Source organism: Pseudocitrobacter faecalis, assembly GCF_965231525.1.
GTDB lineage: Bacteria > Pseudomonadota > Gammaproteobacteria > Enterobacterales > Enterobacteriaceae > Pseudocitrobacter > Pseudocitrobacter faecalis.
In genome coordinates this window covers 556,870-574,712 of record NZ_CBDDNJ010000002.1, presented here as the reverse complement: position 1 = coordinate 574,712, position 17,843 = coordinate 556,870, and the positions used below count along the sequence as shown (strand labels likewise).

The window sequence follows — 17,843 nt, the reverse complement described above, 5'->3', positions numbered from 1 at the left end:
CCTTAGAAATAACCCTGACGTTTTTTAAGCTCCATCGAGCCTGCCTGGTCGCGGTCGATGACGCGGCCCTGACGTTCACTGGTCGTTGAAACCAGCATTTCTTCGATGATTTCCGGCAGCGTCTGCGCGTCGGATTCCACTGCGCCGGTCAGCGGCCAGCAGCCAAGGGTACGGAAGCGCACCATGCGTTTTTTGATAACCTCGCCCGGCTGTAAATCGATGCGATCGTCATCGATCATCATCAACATACCATCGCGCTCCAGCACCGGACGTTCTGCCGCCAGATACAGCGGAACGATTTCGATATTTTCCAGATAGATGTACTGCCAGATATCCAGCTCAGTCCAGTTGGAGAGCGGGAAGACGCGGATACTTTCGCCTTTGTTGATCTGGCCGTTATAGTTGTGCCACAGCTCCGGGCGCTGATTTTTCGGGTCCCAGCGGTGGAAACGGTCGCGGAAGGAGTAGATGCGCTCTTTGGCGCGCGACTTCTCTTCATCACGACGTGCCCCGCCAAATGCGGCATCAAAACCGTATTTATTCAGCGCCTGCTTGAGCCCTTCGGTTTTCATGATATCGGTATGCTTGGCGCTGCCGTGTACGAACGGGTTGATCCCCATCGCCACACCTTCCGGGTTTTTGTGCACAAGCAGTTCACAGCCATAGGCTTTCGCGGTACGGTCGCGGAACTCGTACATCTCACGGAATTTCCAGCCGGTATCCACGTGCAGCAGCGGGAACGGCAGGGTTCCCGGATAGAACGCTTTACGCGCCAGGTGCAGCATCACGCTGGAGTCCTTGCCGATCGAATACATCATGACCGGGTTGGCGAATTCGGCGGCCACCTCACGGATGATATGGATGCTTTCCGCCTCCAGTTGCCGCAGGTGAGTGAGTCGTTTTTGGTCCATAACCGTTCCTTAAGCCAGATTCACTACAGAAGAATCGAAATTTTCTGAGTCTGTTGTGTGTTGAAACCAGGCGAGCTGGTGATGCAGTTCCACCACTTCGCCGACCACCAGCAGTGCTGGCATGGGGGCGTCTTTTGCCAGGTTTTCGAGTTGTTGCAGGGTGCCTGTTTTTATCTGTTGATCCGCACGCGTCCCGCGCGAAATCACCGCCACCGGCGTTTCGCTGTCGCGGCCGTGTTGAATCAATTGTTGGCTAATTTCCGCGGCTTTCATCGTGCCCATATAAATCGCCAGCGTCTGGCGACTTTGCGCCAATTGTTTCCAGTCAAAGGGCGCGCTGTCCGCTTTATAGTGACCGGTGACGAACGTGACGCTCTGCGCGTAATCGCGGTGGGTAAGCGGTATGCCTGCGTACGCGGTTGCGCCTGCGGCTGCCGTCACGCCGGGTACCACCTGGAAAGGAATTCCCGCTTCTGCCGCCGCCTGAAGTTCTTCGCCACCGCGCCCGAAAATAAACGGATCACCGCCTTTAAGGCGCACCACGTTTTTGCCTTCTTTTGCCGCTTCAATCAGCAGACGATTCGTCTCGTGCTGCGCCACGGCATGGGTACCAGCACGTTTTCCAACGCATACCAACTCCGCATCACGGCGAATCAGTTCACGAACCGCATCGCTGACCAGATGATCGTAGAAAACAATGTCAGCTTGCTGAATGACCTGGAGGCCGCGCAACGTTAATAGCCCGGCATCACCCGGCCCCGCACCTACCAGAATAATCTCCCCCACGCGGCGCTGAGGCTGGGTCAACTCGTCCTGTAATGCCGCTTCCGCCGCCTGTTGATTGCCGGCAAGCAACATGTTGGCAATACGTCCCCGGAACACGCGTTCCCAAAATCGACGACGCTCGGCGGTGGTTTTCAGGTGCGTTTTGATCGCATGACGCCAGTAACTGGCCGCTTCGGCCAGCAGGCCTAAGCGCGTAGGCAGCAGCGCTTCAATTTTTTCACGCAGGATACGCGCCAGCACGGGGGCGGTGCCGCCGGAAGAAATCGCCACCAGCAGCGGCGACCTGTCGACTATCGACGGGAAAATAAAGGAGCACTGCGACGGGCTGTCCACCACATTTACCAGGCGTTGGCGGGCATTTGCTGCATCATAAATACGCTGATTGAGCGCGTTATCGTCCGTTGCAGCGATAACCAGGAACACACTATCAAGCTGTGTTTCCTGAAAAGCGTCAGCCAGCCATGAAATTTTGTTGTCTGCCACCCATTGTGTCAGTTCATCGCACAGCGTTTCGCTCACGATCTGAACGTGAGCGCCCGCGCGAAGCAGAAACGCAATTTTACGCGCCGCGGTGTCATCGCCGCCCACAACCAGGGCAGTGCGGTCTTTCACAGCGGCAAAAAGGGGCAGATAATCCACAGAGTTACAACTCACTAACAATCAGTCATAGAGCGACTATAGGGTGCCCCTTAGTGCAAATGAAATTACGAAATGGAATGAGTAGTTCCTCAAAGGAATAACAGCCTGGAAAAGCAAATATCAAAAAGTGCTTAACACCCTCTTTTTTGGGCATTTAAGAAGAAATGAAATTGTGTAATCACCGCCTCGGTTTCATACTGGCTGCGTCTATTTTTTTGCATTGTTTAAAGGATTTCCCTATGTCTTCCGCACTGCGTCGCCGACTCTTCGCGCTGGCGCTCGGCGTATGCTCTGCCTTCCCGGCACTGGCGACAACAACGTCGCCCGGTTCTATCGCGAACACCCAGGCTCGTTATATCGCAACCTATTTCCCAGGCCGGATTACCGGCACACCAGCAGAGATGCTGTCGGCAGATTATTTGCGTCAGCAGTTTGCCAAAATGGGTTATCAAAGCGATATCCGCACCTTCCACAGCCGCTATATCTACACCGCCCAGAATAACCGCCAGAACTGGCATAACGTCATTGGCAGCACCGTCATCGCGGCCCATGAAGGTAAATCGCAGCAGCAGATTATTGTGATGGCGCATCTGGACACCTATGCGCCGCAAAATGATGACGATGTGGAAAAAAACCTCGGTGGGCTGACGCTTCAGGGTATAGATGATAACGCGATGGGGCTGGGCGTGATGCTGGAGCTGGCCGAGCGTCTGAAGGATGTACCGACGGAGTACGGCATTCGCTTTGTCGCCACCAGCGGCGAAGAAGAAGGCAAGCTGGGCGCGGAGAATCTGCTGAAACGCATGAGCGACGCCGAGAAGAAAAATACGCTGCTGGTCATTAATCTCGATAATCTGGTCGTCGGCGATAAGCTCTATTTCAACAGCGGCGTAAAAACACCGGCGTCGGTACGAAAACTCACGCGCGACCGCGCGCTGGCGATTGCGCGCAGCCACGGCATTGCCGCGTTTACCAATCCAGGGTTGAATCCTGATTACCCGAAAGGCACAGGATGCTGTAATGACGCGGAGGTGTTTGATAAAGCAGGTATTCCGGTGTTATCTGTCGAAGCCACTAACTGGTCGTTAGGCAAAAAAGATGGTTATCAGCAGCGGGCAAAAACCCGCAGCTTCCCGGAGGGGAATAGCTGGCACGACGCGCGGCTGGATAATCAACAGTATCTCGATAAAGCCCTCCCGGGGCGAATTGAGCGCCGCAGCCGCGATGTAGTGAAGGTGATGATGCCGCTGGTGAAGGAGCTGGCGAAGGCGGGGAAGGTTTAGGTTAAAAGGGTGCCGGAGACCCAACCCTCACAATCCAATACGCGGGGTTTTACCCCCGCGTGATGGCTACTTCTTCGATTCGTAAGCGAGAACTGCCTTAAACTCCATACCACGCTCTCTGATACTTAACTCACACAACGAGTCGCCTACCATCAGCGTGAATCCCAGTACTGTAAAACACAGCACGATGATTGCCACAAGGGCATATTTTGTCAGCATGTCTTGCCTCCCTGCAAAGAAGAGACTAACATCCGAATTGTTTGGGTTCGAACGTAAGCCTCAGGTTGATAGAAATATCGCCTGGGGCTTTTGTCCATCTGGAACCTCGCGAATGCTTAACGCCAGACAGCCTCAAGCACCCGACGCCATTCTATGCCTGTTGATTCCCCCCGCTACGTTCACGTTTAAAATCAGGAATCCTTCTCGCAAAATAAAAACGCCCCCATCATTTCTGACAGAGGCGTCTCATTTATCCGGACAACATTTACCCTTCGTGTAATCCACATTCCCTTTTTAAGCCAAAGAAGCGCGTGTCTTCTTCCGCCATGCCGGGTTCCCATTTACGAGTTGTATGGGTATCACCGACGGATAAATACCCTTCATCCCACAATGGATGATATTTAAGACCGTGTTTTTGCAGGTACTGATAAATAGTTCGGTTATCCCAGTCGATAATCGGCAGCACTTTAAATACGCCACGCTGGATAGCCAGCACTGGCAAATTAGCGCGGCTGCCAGATTGTTCACGGCGTAATCCTGCAAACCAGGTTTGCGCATTCAGTTCTTTTAGCGCCCGGTTCATGGGTTCGACTTTGTTGATATCATTGTATTTTTCAATGCCTTCAACACCCTGCTCCCATAGTTTACCGTAGCGGGCTTCCTGCCAGGCTGCGCTTTCAGTGGCGCGATATACTTTCAGATTGAGCTTGAGTTTGTCCGTTAACTCGTCAATAAAACGGTAGGTTTCCGGGAACAGATAGCCAGTATCGGTAAGGATCACCGGGATATTCGGGCGGATCTGATTCACCAGATGCAGGCTCACCGCCGCCTGAATGCCGAAACTGGAAGAGAGCACATATTCACCAGGCAGATTTTCCAGTGCCCAGGCGACGCGGCCTTCAGCGTCCAGTTTTTCAAGCTCGGCATTCGTTTGGGCCAGCGCCAGAATGCGCTCTACCTTTGGCAGTTCGTTCAGGGTGTTTAGATCGAGTTTGGACATAATTACCTCTGCACTTTTCCCCTCACCCTAACCCTCTCCCAAAGGGAGAGGGAATGGTCAGGAGATGCGTTAATCCCACAAATCGCGCGCCGGGTCGAGCACCGGGCGGATAATGCCCGCACGCACCGTAAAGTCGCCGAAGCCTTCACCCGCTTCGCGCTCTTTCGCCCAGCGCCCTACCAGTTCATCAATCACCACAAGGATTTCAGCATCGGTGATGTTCTCTTTGTACATCCGCGGAATGCGAGTTCCCATCCGGTTGCCGCCGATATGTAAGTTATAGCGGCCTGGCGCTTTCCCGACGAGACCAATTTCCGCCAGCATCGCGCGGCCACAGCCGTTCGGGCAACCCGTCACGCGCAAAACGATATGCTCATCGCTGACGCCATGGGAGGCCATCACCGCTTCCACCTTGTCGACGAACGACGGCAGGAAACGTTCAGCCTCCGCCATTGCCAGCGGGCAGGTCGGGAATGACACACACGCCATCGAGTTTTCACGCTGCGGGGTGACAACATTCATCAGGCCGCTCGCTTGCGCAATTTTCTCAATCTTCGCTTTCTGGTTTTCCGGGACACCCGCAATGATCAGGTTCTGGTTAGCGGTAATGCGGAAATCCCCCTTGTGGATCTTCGCGATCTCCAGTAGCCCGGTTTTAAGGGGACGCCCCGGATAATCAAGGATACGACCATTTTCGATAAACAGCGTCAGGTGCCATTTGTCGTCGATACCTTTCACCCAACCGATACGATCGCCACGTCCGGTGAACTCATATGGGCGGATTGGTTCGAATTTGATCCCCGCGCGACGTTCCACTTCCGCTTTAAATGTCTCAACCCCCACGCGCTCCAGCGTGTATTTGGTTTTCGCGTTTTTACGGTCAGTACGGTTACCCCAGTCGCGCTGGGTGGTCACGACAGCTTCCGCCACCGCCAGCGTGTGCTCCAGCGGCAGATAGCCGAATTCGCTGGCTGTACGTGCGTAGGTTTTTTTATTGCCGTGTTCGATAGAAAGCCCACCGCCCACCAGCAGGTTGAAGCCCACCAGTTTGCCATTTTCCGCGATCGCCACGAAGTTCATGTCGTTGGCATGCAGATCGATATCGTTCTGCGGCGGGATCACTACCGTGGTTTTGAACTTACGCGGTAAATAGGTCTGACCGAGGATCGGTTCTTCATCAGTAGTCGCAACTTTTTCCTGGTCGAGCCAAATTTCGGCATACGCGCGGGTACGCGGTAGCAGATGTTCAGAGATTTTCTTTGCCCATTCATACGCTTCCGCGTGTAGCTGCGACTCGTACGGGTTCGAGGTGCAGAGAACGTTACGGTTCATGTCATTGGCCGTTGCCAGCGCATCAAGACCGACCGAATGCAGCATCTGGTGCACCGGTTTGACGTTCTTTTTCAGAATGCCGTGAAACTGGAATGTCTGACGATTGGTCAGACGAATGCTGCCATAGAGGGTGTTTTCACCGGCAAATTTATCAATCGCCTGCCACTGTGTAGGGGTGATCACCCCACCCGGCAGACGGCAGCGCAGCAGCATCGCATGACGCGGCTCCAGCTTCTGTTCAGCTCGTTCGGCGCGGATATCACGGTCGTCCTGCTGATACATACCGTGGAAGCGGATCAGCAGAAAGTTATCGCCCTTAAACCCGCCGGTCAGGCCATCGTTTAAATCTTCTGCAATGGTGCCACGCAGGTAATTGCTCTCAAGCTTCATGCGCTCGGCATCTGCCAGCTTACCTTCGACCACTAAAGGCCCTGGATGTTTTTCGCTCATTAGTAGACATCTCGCTGATAACGGCGCTCTACGCGCAGCTCACTTAAAAATTCATCCGCCGCTTCGGTGTCCATGCCACCAAATTCGGCAATCACTTCCAGAAGTGCCTGTTCAACGTCTTTCGCCATGCGATTAGCGTCGCCGCAGACATAAATGTGGGCACCGTCATTAATCCAGCGCCACAGCTCTGCGCCCTGTTCGCGCAGTTTATCTTGTACGTAAACTTTTTCTTTTTGATCGCGCGACCAGGCAAGATCGATACGCGTCAGCACGCCTTCTTTGACGTAACGCTGCCATTCCACCTGATAGAGGAAATCTTCCGTAAAGTGCGGGTTGCCAAAGAACAGCCAGTTTTTGCCCGGCGCTTCGTCGGCTGCGCGTTGCTGCATAAAGGCGCGGAACGGCGCAATACCGGTGCCGGGGCCAATCATAATCACCGGCGTTTCCGGGTTGGCTGGCAGGCGGAAGTTGTCGTTATGTTCGATAAAGACGCGAACTTCGCCCTCTTCTTCCACGCGGTCCGCAAGGAAGCTGGAGGCCCCCCCCGCACGGGCGCGGCCTTCGATATCGTAGCGAACCACGCCAACGGTGACGTGCACTTCGCTTTCCACTTCCGACTGCGATGAGGCGATAGAGTAAAGACGAGGCGTCAATGGTCGTAGCAGATCAATCAGGGCTTGCGCATCAAGCTGTGCCGGAGAGAAGCGCACCATGTCGACAATCGGCGTCGTCGACGCGTAGTGCTGCAACTTCGCTTTATCGCCCACCAGCGGCAACAAGGTTTCACTGCGGGTTAAGGTGGCGTAGTTCTCGACAATATTCGCGGTGTTGACGGTCAGTTCAAAATGCCACTGTAAGGCTTCTGCAAGCGGTAGCGTTTTGCCATCGACAGTGACGGATTCATCGCCTTTCAACCACAGCAGTTCAACCAGCTCTTTTACAAGTTCAGGATCGTTTTGATACCACACACCCAGCGCATCACCCGGCTGATAACGCAGGCCAGAGTCACCTAAGTCGATTTCGATATGGCGGACATCTTTTTCTGAGTTGCGGCCAGTGATCTTCTGATTAACGGACAAGCTGGCCGTCAACGGTGCTTCTTTGCTGTACGGACTGGTATAAATTTCATTCACCGCGCCCGTGGCCGCAACGGCAGCCTGCACGGGTGAATCTTTCGGTACGCGTGATTTCAATGTTTCGACGACGCGCGCACGCCATTCGCTGGCGGCTGCCTGATATTCCACATCCGCATCAACACGATCGAGCAGACGCTCGCCGCCAAGCTCCGCCAGTTTGCTGTCGAAATCTTTCCCGGCCTGGCAGAAGAATTCATACGACGTATCGCCCAGCCCCAACACCGCGAATGCAGTGCCATCAAGTTTCGGCGCTTTTTTCGAGAACAGGAACTTATGCAGCGCCACCGCTTCTTCCGGCGGCTCCCCTTCCCCTTGGGTGGAAGCCACGATAACCAGCAGTTTTTCTGACGCGATTTGTTTAAATTTATAATCCCCGGCATTCACCAGGTTCACGTTCAGCTTAGCGGCAAGTAAATCGTCACGGAGCGCTTCAGCAACGCGGCGAGCGTTACCCGTTTGCGAAGCTGAAATCAGCGTGATGGTTGGTGCGGCAACGGCAGCAGGCGTTGCTGCGACCGCCGCCGCACCTGGCTGCTGATTAAGCACGCCCCAGAAATAGCCAGAAACCCAGGCAAGCTGGGTCGGCGTTAAGTCAGTGGTGGCCGCCTGAAGGCGTGCCAGTTGCTCCGTATTAAGCGGCAGCAGCGCGGAAGGGGGGACCTGTGTTGTCATGCTTGTTATGTTCCAGTATCAAAGCTGTTTTAAATCGGGAAAAACAAAACTGAATGTAAGGTTAACGAGCTGGATAATAACAATTAAAGAAGGGTTGGAAATAACAAATAACCAAATGGACTAACCTGATTTCCCGGTAGTTAATAGCAATAAAAGTGATTGGATAACCTGTTGATATAATTAACAAATGACGTATAGACACAATCCATTACGCTCTTCGCGGCCATTTATGGGTTTTAATTAATGATAAAAAATGTGCTTTCCGGTACTATGCGGCGGTTTTTTCCGCAAGACTGAGAGTTCATGATGTCCACCACACTGTTTAAAGATTTCACTTTCGAAGCCGCTCACCGTTTGCCTCACGTACCCGAAGGGCATAAATGCGGTCGCCTGCACGGCCACTCCTTCATGGTGCGCCTTGAGATTACGGGTGAAGTCGATCCGCATACCGGTTGGATCATGGATTTCGCCGAACTGAAAGCGGCGTTCAAACCGACTTACGATCGTCTGGATCACTACTATCTGAATGATATTCCAGGCCTGGAGAATCCAACCAGTGAAGTGCTGTCACGCTGGATTTGGGAACAGGTGAAACCAGTCGTACCGCTGCTGAGTGCAGTGATGGTAAAAGAGACCTGTACGGCGGGTTGTGTTTATCGCGGAGAATAATTTTCTGCGAGGCGATGAAAGCCCGGTATACGCGACCGGGCTTTTTTATTAGGCAATATTCAAATACTTATGCGTCTGCATCGACAAGCGCCAGTTGCGCGCGATACAGGTATCAATGCACAGACGGGTCGCATCCTCTTTCTGGCTGATCGGCTGAAGCGCAATCACACGCTGTTTATCATCCGTCAGCGTCTCCAGCAGCTCGTCCAGCGCTTCAATGTCGCGTACTCGGCCTACCGGATGTTTAATTTCGTCGGCACGTTCCAGAGCCTGTGATAACACATCATAACCACCACGCATGTTCACTTTCGGGGAAACCGTCACCCAGGTGGTGTGCGTGCAACGTACTTCGTGAGTACCACTGGTTTCTATCTGGCAGCTGTAGCCATGTTGCTCAAGCAGCGTAGTCAGCGGGGTGAGGTCGTGAATGCACGGTTCGCCGCCGGTGATGACAACATGCTTCGCCGTCCAGCCCTGACGCGTAATGGCGGTTAACAGATCGTCTTCGCCTGCCGCGCCCCATTTATCGCTCTCTTTGGTTTTTGCCAGGATGCTGAACAGAGACACTTCCCGATCGCTAAGTTTTTCCCAGGTATGCTTGGTATCACACCAGGCGCAGCCCACCGGGCATCCCTGTAAACGAATAAAGATAGCGGGAACGCCAGTGAAGTAACCCTCGCCTTGCAGGGTCTGGAACATTTCATTAATCGGGTACTGCATAATCATCTCTGTAAAAGGGGTCTGCGGTAATTATCGCAGATTTCTGCGGGAGGGTCATGTTTGCTGGTGCTTTCACCTGCAGACACAAAAAAACCCGCCGAAGCGGGTTTTTATCAAGAGCTAAAAAGCGGGGCGATTAAGCCTGCCCTTTGATCTCTTTACGACCGTTGTACGGAGCTTGTTCGCCCAGTGCTTCTTCGATACGAATCAGCTGGTTGTATTTAGCAACACGGTCAGAACGGCTCATAGAACCGGTTTTGATCTGGCCTGCAGCGGTACCAACAGCCAGGTCAGCGATGGTAGCATCTTCAGTTTCGCCAGAACGGTGAGAGATGACAGCAGTGTAGCCAGCGTCTTTCGCCATTTTGATCGCAGCCAGAGTTTCGGTCAGAGAACCGATCTGGTTGAATTTGATCAGGATGGAGTTAACGATGCCTTTTTCGATGCCTTCTTTCAGGATCTTGGTGTTGGTTACGAACAGATCGTCACCAACCAGCTGGATTTTGTCGCCCAGTACTTTGGTCTGGTATGCGAAACCATCCCAATCAGATTCGTCCAGGCCATCTTCGATGGAGACGATCGGGTACTGTTTGGTCAGTTCTTCCAGGAAGTGAGTGAATTCTTCAGAGGTGAACGCTTTGTTGCCTTCGCCAGCCAGAACGTATTTACCGTCTTTGTAGAATTCAGATGCTGCGCAGTCCATCGCCAGGGTGATGTCTTTACCCAGTTCGTAGCCTGCTGCTTTAACCGCTTCAGCGATAACAGCCAGCGCTTCTGCGTTGGAACCCAGGTTCGGCGCATAGCCGCCTTCGTCGCCAACTGCAGTGTTCATACCTTTCGCTTTCAGAACTTTAGCCAGGTTGTGGAACACTTCAGAACCCATACGTACAGCTTCTTTCAGGGTTTTCGCGCCAACCGGCTGAATCATGAATTCCTGGATGTCGACGTTGTTGTCAGCGTGCTCACCACCGTTGATGATGTTCATCATCGGAACCGGCATGGAGTATTTACCCGGGGTGCCGTTCAGTTCAGCGATGTGAGCATACAGCGGCAGGCCTTTAGCGGCAGCGGCAGCTTTAGCAGCAGCCAGAGAAACGGCCAGGATTGCGTTCGCACCGAAGTTAGATTTGTTTTCAGTACCGTCCAGGTCGATCATGATTTTGTCGATGCCAGCCTGATCTTTAGCATCTTTACCCAGCAGAGCCTGAGCGATTGGGCCGTTAACAGCTGCAACCGCTTTCAGTACGCCTTTACCCATGAAACGGGATTTGTCACCATCGCGCAGTTCCAGAGCTTCGCGGGAACCAGTAGAAGCACCTGACGGAGCAGCTGCCAGACCGACGAAACCACCTTCCAGGTGAACTTCTGCTTCAACAGTCGGGTTACCACGGGAGTCGATGATTTCACGACCGATGATTTTAACGATTTTGGACATTAGGTTTTCCTCAGTACAAGTTAAACTAAAACTCCAGACAAACAACGCCCCTCATGGGGCGTTGCCGTTCTAACTTTTTTACTTACTTCGCCTGACGTTTCTGGTACTCGCTGGCGGCTTTTACAAAGCCTGCAAACAGCGGATGCCCATCACGCGGTGTAGAAGTAAACTCCGGATGGAACTGACAAGCAACGAACCACGGGTGATTCGGAACTTCGATGATCTCGACCAACTGATCATCCCCGGAACGGCCCGCAACGCGCAGACCTGCAGCTTCAATCTGTTTCAACAGCATATTGTTGACTTCGTAGCGGTGACGATGACGCTCAACGATGGTTGGCGCATTGTACAGCTGACGAACCAGGCTATCGTCGGAGAGCTGGCACTGCTGTGCGCCCAGGCGCATGGTGCCGCCGAGATCGCTCTTCTCGCTACGCACTTCAACATTGCCTTCTTCATCACGCCACTCGGTAATGAGCGCCACAACCGGGTACTTACAGTCTGGCACAAATTCCGTAGAGTTGGCGTTATCCATACCCGCCACGTTACGTGCAAACTCAATCAACGCAACCTGCATACCCAGGCAAATACCCAGATACGGAATATTGTTTTCACGCGCATAGCGTGCGGTAGCAATTTTACCTTCGACGCCACGGTAGCCGAAACCACCAGGAATCAGGATAGCATCTAAATCTTTCAGGATTTCGACGCCGCGTGTTTCAACATCCTGCGAATCAATCAGCTTGATGTTAACGCTCACGCGATTTTTCAGGCCACCGTGTTTCAGCGCTTCGATAACGGATTTGTAGGCGTCCGGCAGTTCAATGTACTTGCCGACCATACCAATCGTTACTTCACCTGCCGGATTGGCTTCTTCATAGATAACCTGTTCCCATTCAGACAAGTTAGCTTCCGGACAGTTCAAGCTGAATCGTTTACAAATATAATCATCCAACCCCTGAGATTTCAACAGGCCCGGAATTTTATAAATGGAATCGACATCTTTCATCGAAATAACGGCTTTTTCTGGCACGTTACAGAACAATGCAATTTTTGCACGTTCGTTAGCCGGGATCGCGCGATCGGAGCGGCAAACCAGGATGTCAGGCTGAATACCAATGGAAAGCAGTTCTTTTACAGAGTGCTGCGTCGGTTTGGTTTTCACTTCACCCGCGGCGGCCATGTATGGCACCAGGGTCAGGTGCATGAACAGCGCATGTTCACGACCAATATCAACCGCCAACTGACGAATCGCTTCAAGGAACGGCAGGGATTCGATATCACCAACCGTGCCGCCGATTTCGACCAGCACCACGTCGTGGCCTTCGCCGCCCGCCAGTACGCGTTCTTTGATAGCGTTAGTGATGTGCGGGATAACCTGTACGGTCGCGCCCAGATAGTCGCCACGGCGCTCTTTGCGCAGGACATCGGAGTAAATGCGGCCGGTCGTGAAGTTATTGCGGCGAGTCATTTTAGTGCGGATGAAACGCTCGTAGTGACCCAGGTCCAGGTCGGTTTCAGCGCCGTCTTCAGTAACGAACACTTCCCCGTGTTGGATCGGGCTCATGGTGCCTGGATCGACGTTGATGTACGGATCCAATTTCATCATGGTTACGTTGAGGCCACGGGCTTCAAGAATGGCTGCCAGGGAGGCTGCGGCAATGCCTTTACCCAGAGAGGATACGACCCCGCCGGTCACAAAAATATAGTTCGTTGTCATGCTGAACCTGAGAAGTTAGGGTGAAACGATGGAATAACCAGGACGGGAAAACAGTATACCCGAACATGACGAGCGCCACAAACTTTCATTCTCCCTCCCCTGTGTTCTTCAGGCCGCGTTAATGTTGGTTTTCTCCGGGTTTAACAGGGTATTACACTGCTATTCACCCGAGGAATTACTCCGTTATCACCTTGATGTCTCACGAATTAGTGATGAAAGCATCTCAGCACGGAGTCTCAACAGAGATAAGGAGTGAGAAAATAGCCGCTTTTGGCTAAATGTTTTTGACGCAAATCAAGCGCTTGTCATTTAGAAAATCACACAAATTGCGCTTGATCGCGAAATTTCCTTAGAGATCATGTTCCTGTCGTTTTACTTCCTGCCATACCTCTTCCATGGTATTCAGGTCTACTCCCGTCATTTCCAGGCCTCTGGCGGCGACGATTCGTTCAACTTCACGAAAACGGCGTTCAAATTTAAGATTGGCCTTTTGTAGCGCGGTTTCGGCTTTTACGCCTAAATGACGTGAAAGATTGACCGTGGCGAACAATAAATCCCCCACCTCCTCTTCCAGTTTGGCTTCATCAATAACCGCCTGCTTCGCTTCGTGCATCACCTCGTCGATTTCTTCATGCACTTTATCGAGCACCGGGCCAAGCGTGTCCCAGTCAAAGCCAACCGCCGAGCAGCGTTTTTGAATTTTGTGCGCGCGCATTAACGCCGGGAAACTGTGCGGAATATCATCCAGCGCGGAGGTCTGCGCTTTTTCAGCACGCTCTGCGGTTTTGATTTGCTCCCAGCGCGCCAGCACTTCGCTGCTGTTGCCTGCGGTCGCCTCACCAAAAATATGCGGGTGCCGGCGCTCTAACTTGTCGCTAATGGCCGCACAGATATCCTCGAAATTAAAACGCCCCTCTTCCTGCGCCATCTGGGCGTAAAACACCACCTGGAACAACAAGTCGCCGAGTTCACCGCGCAGATCGTCAAAATCTTCACGGGCGATGGCATCGAGCACTTCGTAAGTTTCTTCCAGGGTGTAAGGCGCGATGGTATTGAAGGTTTGTTCTTTGTCCCACGGGCAGCCAGTTTCCGGGTCGCGCAGGCGCTGCATGATGGTGAGAAGACGGGTGATTTGGTTCATGAAACATCCTGGTAAAATCGAAAACAGGTAGGCCGGATAAGGCGAAGCCGCATCCGGCACTATTGTAACGCCGGATACGGCTTCGCCTTATCCGGCCTACGGGAAATTAACCGCCGTGCAGACGTCGTGCGTCTATCACATCCGGCACCTGGTTCAGTTTGCCGAGCACGCGGCCCAGTACCTGAAGGTTGTAAATTTCAATGGTCATGTCGATGGTCGCCATCTGCTGCCGGGTATCGCTGCGGCTGGCAACGCCGAGGACATTAACCTTTTCGTTGGCAAGAATGGTGGTGATATCGCGCAATAAGCCGCTGCGATCGTTAGCGGTGACGCGCACGACCAACGAGTAACCTGCCGAGTAGCTTTCGCCCCACACGGCATCCACCAGACGTTCTGGCGCATGCGCGCGCAGTTCGACCAGTTGCTCGCAATCCGCACGGTGAACGGAAATACCACGCCCCTGGGTAATAAAGCCGACAATCTCATCGCCCGGAATGGGCTGGCAGCAGCGGGCAATGTGATGCATGAGGTTACCCACACCTTCTACCACCACACGACCATTGTCCTTGCTGCGGTTTTGCGGAGCGTAGGTTTTCTGCTGCAGCTGCTTAAGCGCCGCCGCATCTTCTTCTGCCGCGCTCGGCTTATTGAACTGCGCCTGCAGGAAGTTAACCATTTGGTTGAGACGAATGTCGCCGCCACCAATCGCCGCTAACAGCTCTTCCACATCGTTGAAGTTGTAACGCGGCAGCAGATGTTTTTCCGCTTCTTTCAGGCTGATACCCAAATGCTCCAGCTCGTCGTCGAGAATTTGACGCCCGGCCAGCACGTTTTTATCGCGATCCTGTTTACGGAACCAGGCGTGAATTTTTGAGCGCCCGCGGCTGGTTGTAACGTAGCCCAGGTTCGGGTTCAGCCAGTCACGGCTCGGGTTCGGCTGCTTCTGGGTGATGATTTCAATCTGATCGCCCATCTGCAACTGATAGGTGAACGGGACGATGCGCCCGCCAATTTTCGCGCCAATGCAGCGGTGGCCCACATCACTATGGATGTGGTAGGCGAAATCAAGCGGCGTCGAGCCCGCCGGTAAATCGACTACGTCGCCCTTCGGCGTAAACACGTAGACACGATCGTCAAAGACCTGGCTACGTACTTCGTCGAGCATTTCGCCGGAATCAGCCATCTCTTCCTGCCACGCAATCAGCTTACGCAGCCAGGCGATACGGTCTTCATGGCCGCTACGCGGGCCCGCCGCAGCCGTGCCCTCTTTGTATTTCCAGTGCGCGGCGACGCCCAGCTCAGCGTCTTCATGCATCTGTTTAGTACGGATCTGGATCTCAATCGTTTTGCCGCCCGGCCCCAACACGACGGTGTGGATGGATTGATAGCCATTCGGTTTCGGGTTGGCGACATAATCGTCAAATTCATCCGGCAGGTGGCGATAGTGAGTGTGCACTATCCCCAATGCAGCATAGCAATCCTGCAAACGCTCAGCGACGATTCGCACGGCGCGCACATCAAACAGCTCATCGAACGCGAGCTGTTTTTTCTGCATTTTGCGCCAGATGCTGTAGATGTGTTTCGGTCGCCCATACACTTCCGCCTTCACACCTTCGGTTTTCATCTCCGCACGCAGGTGCTCAACGAATTCAGAAATGTAATGTTCGCGGTCGATACGTCGTTCGTGCAGGAGTTTGGCAATGCGCTTGTACTCTGCCGGGTGCAGATAGCGGAAGCAGTAGTCTTCCAGCTCCCACTTCAACTGGCCAATACCGAGTCGGTTCGCCAGCGGCGCATAGATGTTGGTGCACTCTTTCGCCGCCAGGACGCGTTCATCTTCCGGCGCGTCTTTCACTTCACGCAGATGCGCGATGCGCTCTGCCAGCTTGATAACCACGCAGCGGAAGTCGTCGACCATCGCCAGCAGCATGCGGCGTACGTTATCAACCTGTTCGGAGGAGACGGAATCCGTGTGAGTGGCTTTTAACTGACGAATAGCCGCCATATCGCGCACGCCGTGAATTAGCGTGACGACCGATTTTCCGGCGCTTTCGGTCAGCACCTCTTCAGAGACAACGTTAGCGTCCACCAACGGGAACAGCAAGGCGGCGCGCAGGGTGTCGTTATCCATACTGAGCATCGACAGAATCTCAACCATTTCAACACCGCGCCAGAGCAGCAGCTCGGCGTCGGGGTGATTTTGAGTGTGCTGTCGACAATAATCCCAGGTCTCGGCTAAGCGCTCACACGACTGCTGGCTGGAAATTCCCAGACTTGAGATCCATTTTTGTGAGTCAAACTCACCAGCTTTATTTAGATGTGCACTTCTTACCGCAACCATTGTCCTCTCCTTAAGGGACCGGGCCTGTCGAAGTCGACAAGCCACAATTATTACTTACGCTCAAACAACACCATTGATTCCAGATGCCCAGTGTGAGGGAACATGTCAAGCATTGCCATACGCTGAATTTGGTAACCCGCACGTAATAGCGCTTCACTGTCGCGCGCAAGCGTAGCGGGGTTACAGGACACATAGACCATCCGCGTTGGCGCTAATTTTATAATATGTTGCATCACACCCGGCGCGCCGGCGCGGGCAGGATCGAGTAAAATTTTGTCAAAACCGTGTTTCGCCCAGCTCTGACGCGTCACGTCCTCTTCCAGATTCTCATGGAAAAATGTGACATTCTGTAAATTATTCAGCGCTGCATTTTCCTGGCCTTTCGCCACCAGCGCCGGTACGCCTTCTACGCCAATGACGCTGGCGGCGCGTTTCGCCAGCGGCAGCGTGAAATTCCCCATACCGCAGAACAGATCGAGTACCCGGTCCTGTTTCTGTACATCAAGCCATGCAAGCGCGGTGGCAACCATTTTTTGGTTTACGCCATCGTTCACCTGAATGAAGTCGCGCGGGCTGAACGTTAAGCGTAGTCCGTCTGAGGAATACCAGGGCGTTTCACCACTTACACGTTCAAGTATCTCGCTTTCAGGAGCGAGATACAGGGAAAGACCTGAAGAATGCGAAAAGCGTTCCAGTTTTTCTCTGTCCTGCGCACTCAGCGGCGCGGTATGGCGAAGCACCAGCAAAGGGCCGTTGTCAGCGCTCACTAACTCAACATGCCCGAGGCTGCGTTTGCCTTGCAGCGTATTCAGGCATTCGCGCAACGGCGCCAGCAATGCTTCAAGAGTGGGCACCAAAACAGGGCACTGCACCACATCGACGATATCGCTGGCGTTGGCCTTACGAAAACCCATCTGCAATTGCTGCGTTTTAGGCTGATAGTTCAGGCTCAGGCGCGCGCGACGGCGGTAGCCCCAGGGCTGGGCCGCAATCACTTCTTCGACTTCGCGCTTCATCAGGCGAGCCAGTGCGGCCTGTTTGCTGCGCTGCTGTAGTGCAATTGAGGCATGTTGCTGCTGGCACCCACCGCAAACGCCAAAATGCGGGCAACGCGGCTTTTCACGCGCCGGACTGTCGCTTAAGCGCCGTTTTACCTGCCCGCGGGCATACTGTTTTTTATCTTCCGTCAGGGTAATTTCCGCGCTTTCGTCAGGAAGTAATCCATTGATAAATAGCGCCTTACCATTGTGACGCGCAACACCCTGACCAAAGGGATCGAGGTCGCTGACTGTCACAGTTATGATCTGGCGCGTCGTCACGCGCCGTTTTGCAGAGTAGAATTGCGCCATCGTAGAGATTTTTCTCAATCAAACATATTACCCTGATTCT

At 53.4% G+C, this 17,843-nt stretch carries 14 protein-coding genes; 2 read left to right on the top strand and 12 right to left on the bottom strand.

Annotated elements, in window-relative coordinates:
- Window positions 1–2: 2 nt before the first annotated feature.
- Together cysD and cysG are read right to left on the bottom strand one after the other, a co-directional pair.
- Window positions 3–911, bottom strand: a complete 909-nt coding sequence (gene cysD / locus ACOXYR_RS03350; RefSeq protein ID WP_015963247.1) for a sulfate adenylyltransferase subunit CysD — start codon at window positions 909–911, stop codon at window positions 3–5.
- 9 nt (window positions 912–920) lie between these two features.
- Window positions 921–2,336 carry a siroheme synthase CysG gene (gene cysG, locus ACOXYR_RS03345; protein ID WP_373300345.1) on the bottom strand — a complete coding sequence of 472 codons (1,416 nt, stop codon included), beginning with the start codon at window positions 2,334–2,336 and terminating at the stop codon, window positions 921–923.
- 239 nt (window positions 2,337–2,575) lie between these two features.
- Here cysG and ACOXYR_RS03340 point away from each other — a divergent pair, with 239 nt between their 5' ends.
- Window positions 2,576–3,619, top strand: coding sequence for an aminopeptidase (locus ACOXYR_RS03340; RefSeq protein ID WP_108476360.1), 1,044 nt, complete (start codon window positions 2,576–2,578; stop codon window positions 3,617–3,619).
- 66 nt (window positions 3,620–3,685) lie between these two features.
- On the opposite strand, the gene ACOXYR_RS03335 is transcribed toward ACOXYR_RS03340, so the two are convergent.
- From ACOXYR_RS03335 to cysJ, 4 genes are all read right to left on the bottom strand, one after another.
- Window positions 3,686–3,838, bottom strand: a complete 153-nt coding sequence (locus tag ACOXYR_RS03335) for a Hok/Gef family protein (protein ID WP_000956460.1) — start codon at window positions 3,836–3,838, stop codon at window positions 3,686–3,688.
- Between the two features lie 265 nt (window positions 3,839–4,103).
- Window positions 4,104–4,838, bottom strand: a complete 735-nt coding sequence (gene cysH, locus ACOXYR_RS03330) for a phosphoadenosine phosphosulfate reductase (RefSeq protein ID WP_113857692.1) — start codon at window positions 4,836–4,838, stop codon at window positions 4,104–4,106.
- A 69-nt stretch (window positions 4,839–4,907) separates the two neighbouring features.
- Window positions 4,908–6,620 (bottom strand): assimilatory sulfite reductase (NADPH) hemoprotein subunit, encoded by a 1,713-nt coding sequence (gene cysI / locus ACOXYR_RS03325; RefSeq protein WP_108476358.1) that lies wholly within the window; start codon window positions 6,618–6,620, stop codon window positions 4,908–4,910.
- Window positions 6,620–8,428: an NADPH-dependent assimilatory sulfite reductase flavoprotein subunit gene (cysJ, locus tag ACOXYR_RS03320; RefSeq protein WP_421356366.1), complete on the bottom strand. Its 1,809-nt coding sequence runs from the start codon at window positions 8,426–8,428 to the stop codon at window positions 6,620–6,622. The genes cysI and cysJ overlap by 1 nt, the downstream gene beginning before the upstream one ends.
- A 303-nt stretch (window positions 8,429–8,731) precedes the next feature.
- On the opposite strand from cysJ, the gene queD reads away from it, so the two are divergent.
- The gene (gene queD, locus ACOXYR_RS03315; RefSeq protein ID WP_015963241.1) at window positions 8,732–9,097 is read left to right on the top strand and encodes a 6-carboxytetrahydropterin synthase QueD; all 366 of its coding nucleotides are present in this window, start codon (window positions 8,732–8,734) and stop codon (window positions 9,095–9,097) included.
- 48 nt (window positions 9,098–9,145) lie between these two features.
- Here the strand turns inward: queD and queE are convergent, their stop codons facing one another.
- The 6 genes from queE to rlmD all read right to left on the bottom strand — a co-directional run bounded on the left by queE (window position 9,146) and on the right by rlmD (window position 17,803).
- Complete coding sequence (queE, locus tag ACOXYR_RS03310) at window positions 9,146–9,817, bottom strand: 7-carboxy-7-deazaguanine synthase QueE (RefSeq protein ID WP_108476441.1); 672 nt, start codon at window positions 9,815–9,817, stop codon at window positions 9,146–9,148.
- Between the two features lie 136 nt (window positions 9,818–9,953).
- Complete coding sequence (gene eno, locus ACOXYR_RS03305; protein WP_108476356.1) at window positions 9,954–11,252, bottom strand: phosphopyruvate hydratase; 1,299 nt, start codon at window positions 11,250–11,252, stop codon at window positions 9,954–9,956.
- Window positions 11,253–11,334: 82 nt separating this feature from the next.
- Entirely contained in the window at window positions 11,335–12,972 is a 1,638-nt protein-coding gene (pyrG, locus tag ACOXYR_RS03300) for a glutamine hydrolyzing CTP synthase (RefSeq protein WP_108476355.1), read from the bottom strand.
- A gap of 349 nt (window positions 12,973–13,321) precedes the next feature.
- A complete protein-coding gene (gene mazG / locus ACOXYR_RS03295) occupies window positions 13,322–14,113 on the bottom strand; it encodes a nucleoside triphosphate pyrophosphohydrolase (protein WP_407731506.1) in 792 nt (263 codons plus the stop codon).
- A 106-nt stretch (window positions 14,114–14,219) separates the two neighbouring features.
- Window positions 14,220–16,454 carry a GTP diphosphokinase gene (relA, locus tag ACOXYR_RS03290; RefSeq protein ID WP_108476353.1) on the bottom strand — a complete coding sequence of 745 codons (2,235 nt, stop codon included), beginning with the start codon at window positions 16,452–16,454 and terminating at the stop codon, window positions 14,220–14,222.
- A 50-nt stretch (window positions 16,455–16,504) separates the two neighbouring features.
- Window positions 16,505–17,803: a 23S rRNA (uracil(1939)-C(5))-methyltransferase RlmD gene (gene rlmD, locus ACOXYR_RS03285; RefSeq protein ID WP_421356365.1), complete on the bottom strand. Its 1,299-nt coding sequence runs from the start codon at window positions 17,801–17,803 to the stop codon at window positions 16,505–16,507.
- Window positions 17,804–17,843: the final 40 nt, after the last annotated feature.

Bases quoted from the DNA above. Each gene is read 5' to 3' on its own strand.
- queD (WP_015963241.1), top strand. From the start codon at position 8,732: ATGATGTCCACCACACTGTTTAAAGATTTCACTTTCGAAGCCGCTCAC.
- pyrG (WP_108476355.1), bottom strand. From the start codon at position 12,972: ATGACAACGAACTATATTTTTGTGACCGGCGGGGTCGTATCCTCTCTG.
- ACOXYR_RS03340 (WP_108476360.1), top strand. From the start codon at position 2,576: ATGTCTTCCGCACTGCGTCGCCGACTCTTCGCGCTGGCGCTCGGCGTA.
- relA (WP_108476353.1), bottom strand. From the start codon at position 16,454: ATGGTTGCGGTAAGAAGTGCACATCTAAATAAAGCTGGTGAGTTTGAC.
- ACOXYR_RS03335 (WP_000956460.1), bottom strand. From the start codon at position 3,838: ATGCTGACAAAATATGCCCTTGTGGCAATCATCGTGCTGTGTTTTACA.
- cysI (WP_108476358.1), bottom strand. From the start codon at position 6,620: ATGAGCGAAAAACATCCAGGGCCTTTAGTGGTCGAAGGTAAGCTGGCA.
- rlmD (WP_421356365.1), bottom strand. From the start codon at position 17,803: ATGGCGCAATTCTACTCTGCAAAACGGCGCGTGACGACGCGCCAGATC.
- cysH (WP_113857692.1), bottom strand. From the start codon at position 4,838: ATGTCCAAACTCGATCTAAACACCCTGAACGAACTGCCAAAGGTAGAG.
- mazG (WP_407731506.1), bottom strand. From the start codon at position 14,113: ATGAACCAAATCACCCGTCTTCTCACCATCATGCAGCGCCTGCGCGAC.
- cysJ (WP_421356366.1), bottom strand. From the start codon at position 8,428: ATGACAACACAGGTCCCCCCTTCCGCGCTGCTGCCGCTTAATACGGAG.
- queE (WP_108476441.1), bottom strand. From the start codon at position 9,817: ATGCAGTACCCGATTAATGAAATGTTCCAGACCCTGCAAGGCGAGGGT.
- cysD (WP_015963247.1), bottom strand. From the start codon at position 911: ATGGACCAAAAACGACTCACTCACCTGCGGCAACTGGAGGCGGAAAGC.
- eno (WP_108476356.1), bottom strand. From the start codon at position 11,252: ATGTCCAAAATCGTTAAAATCATCGGTCGTGAAATCATCGACTCCCGT.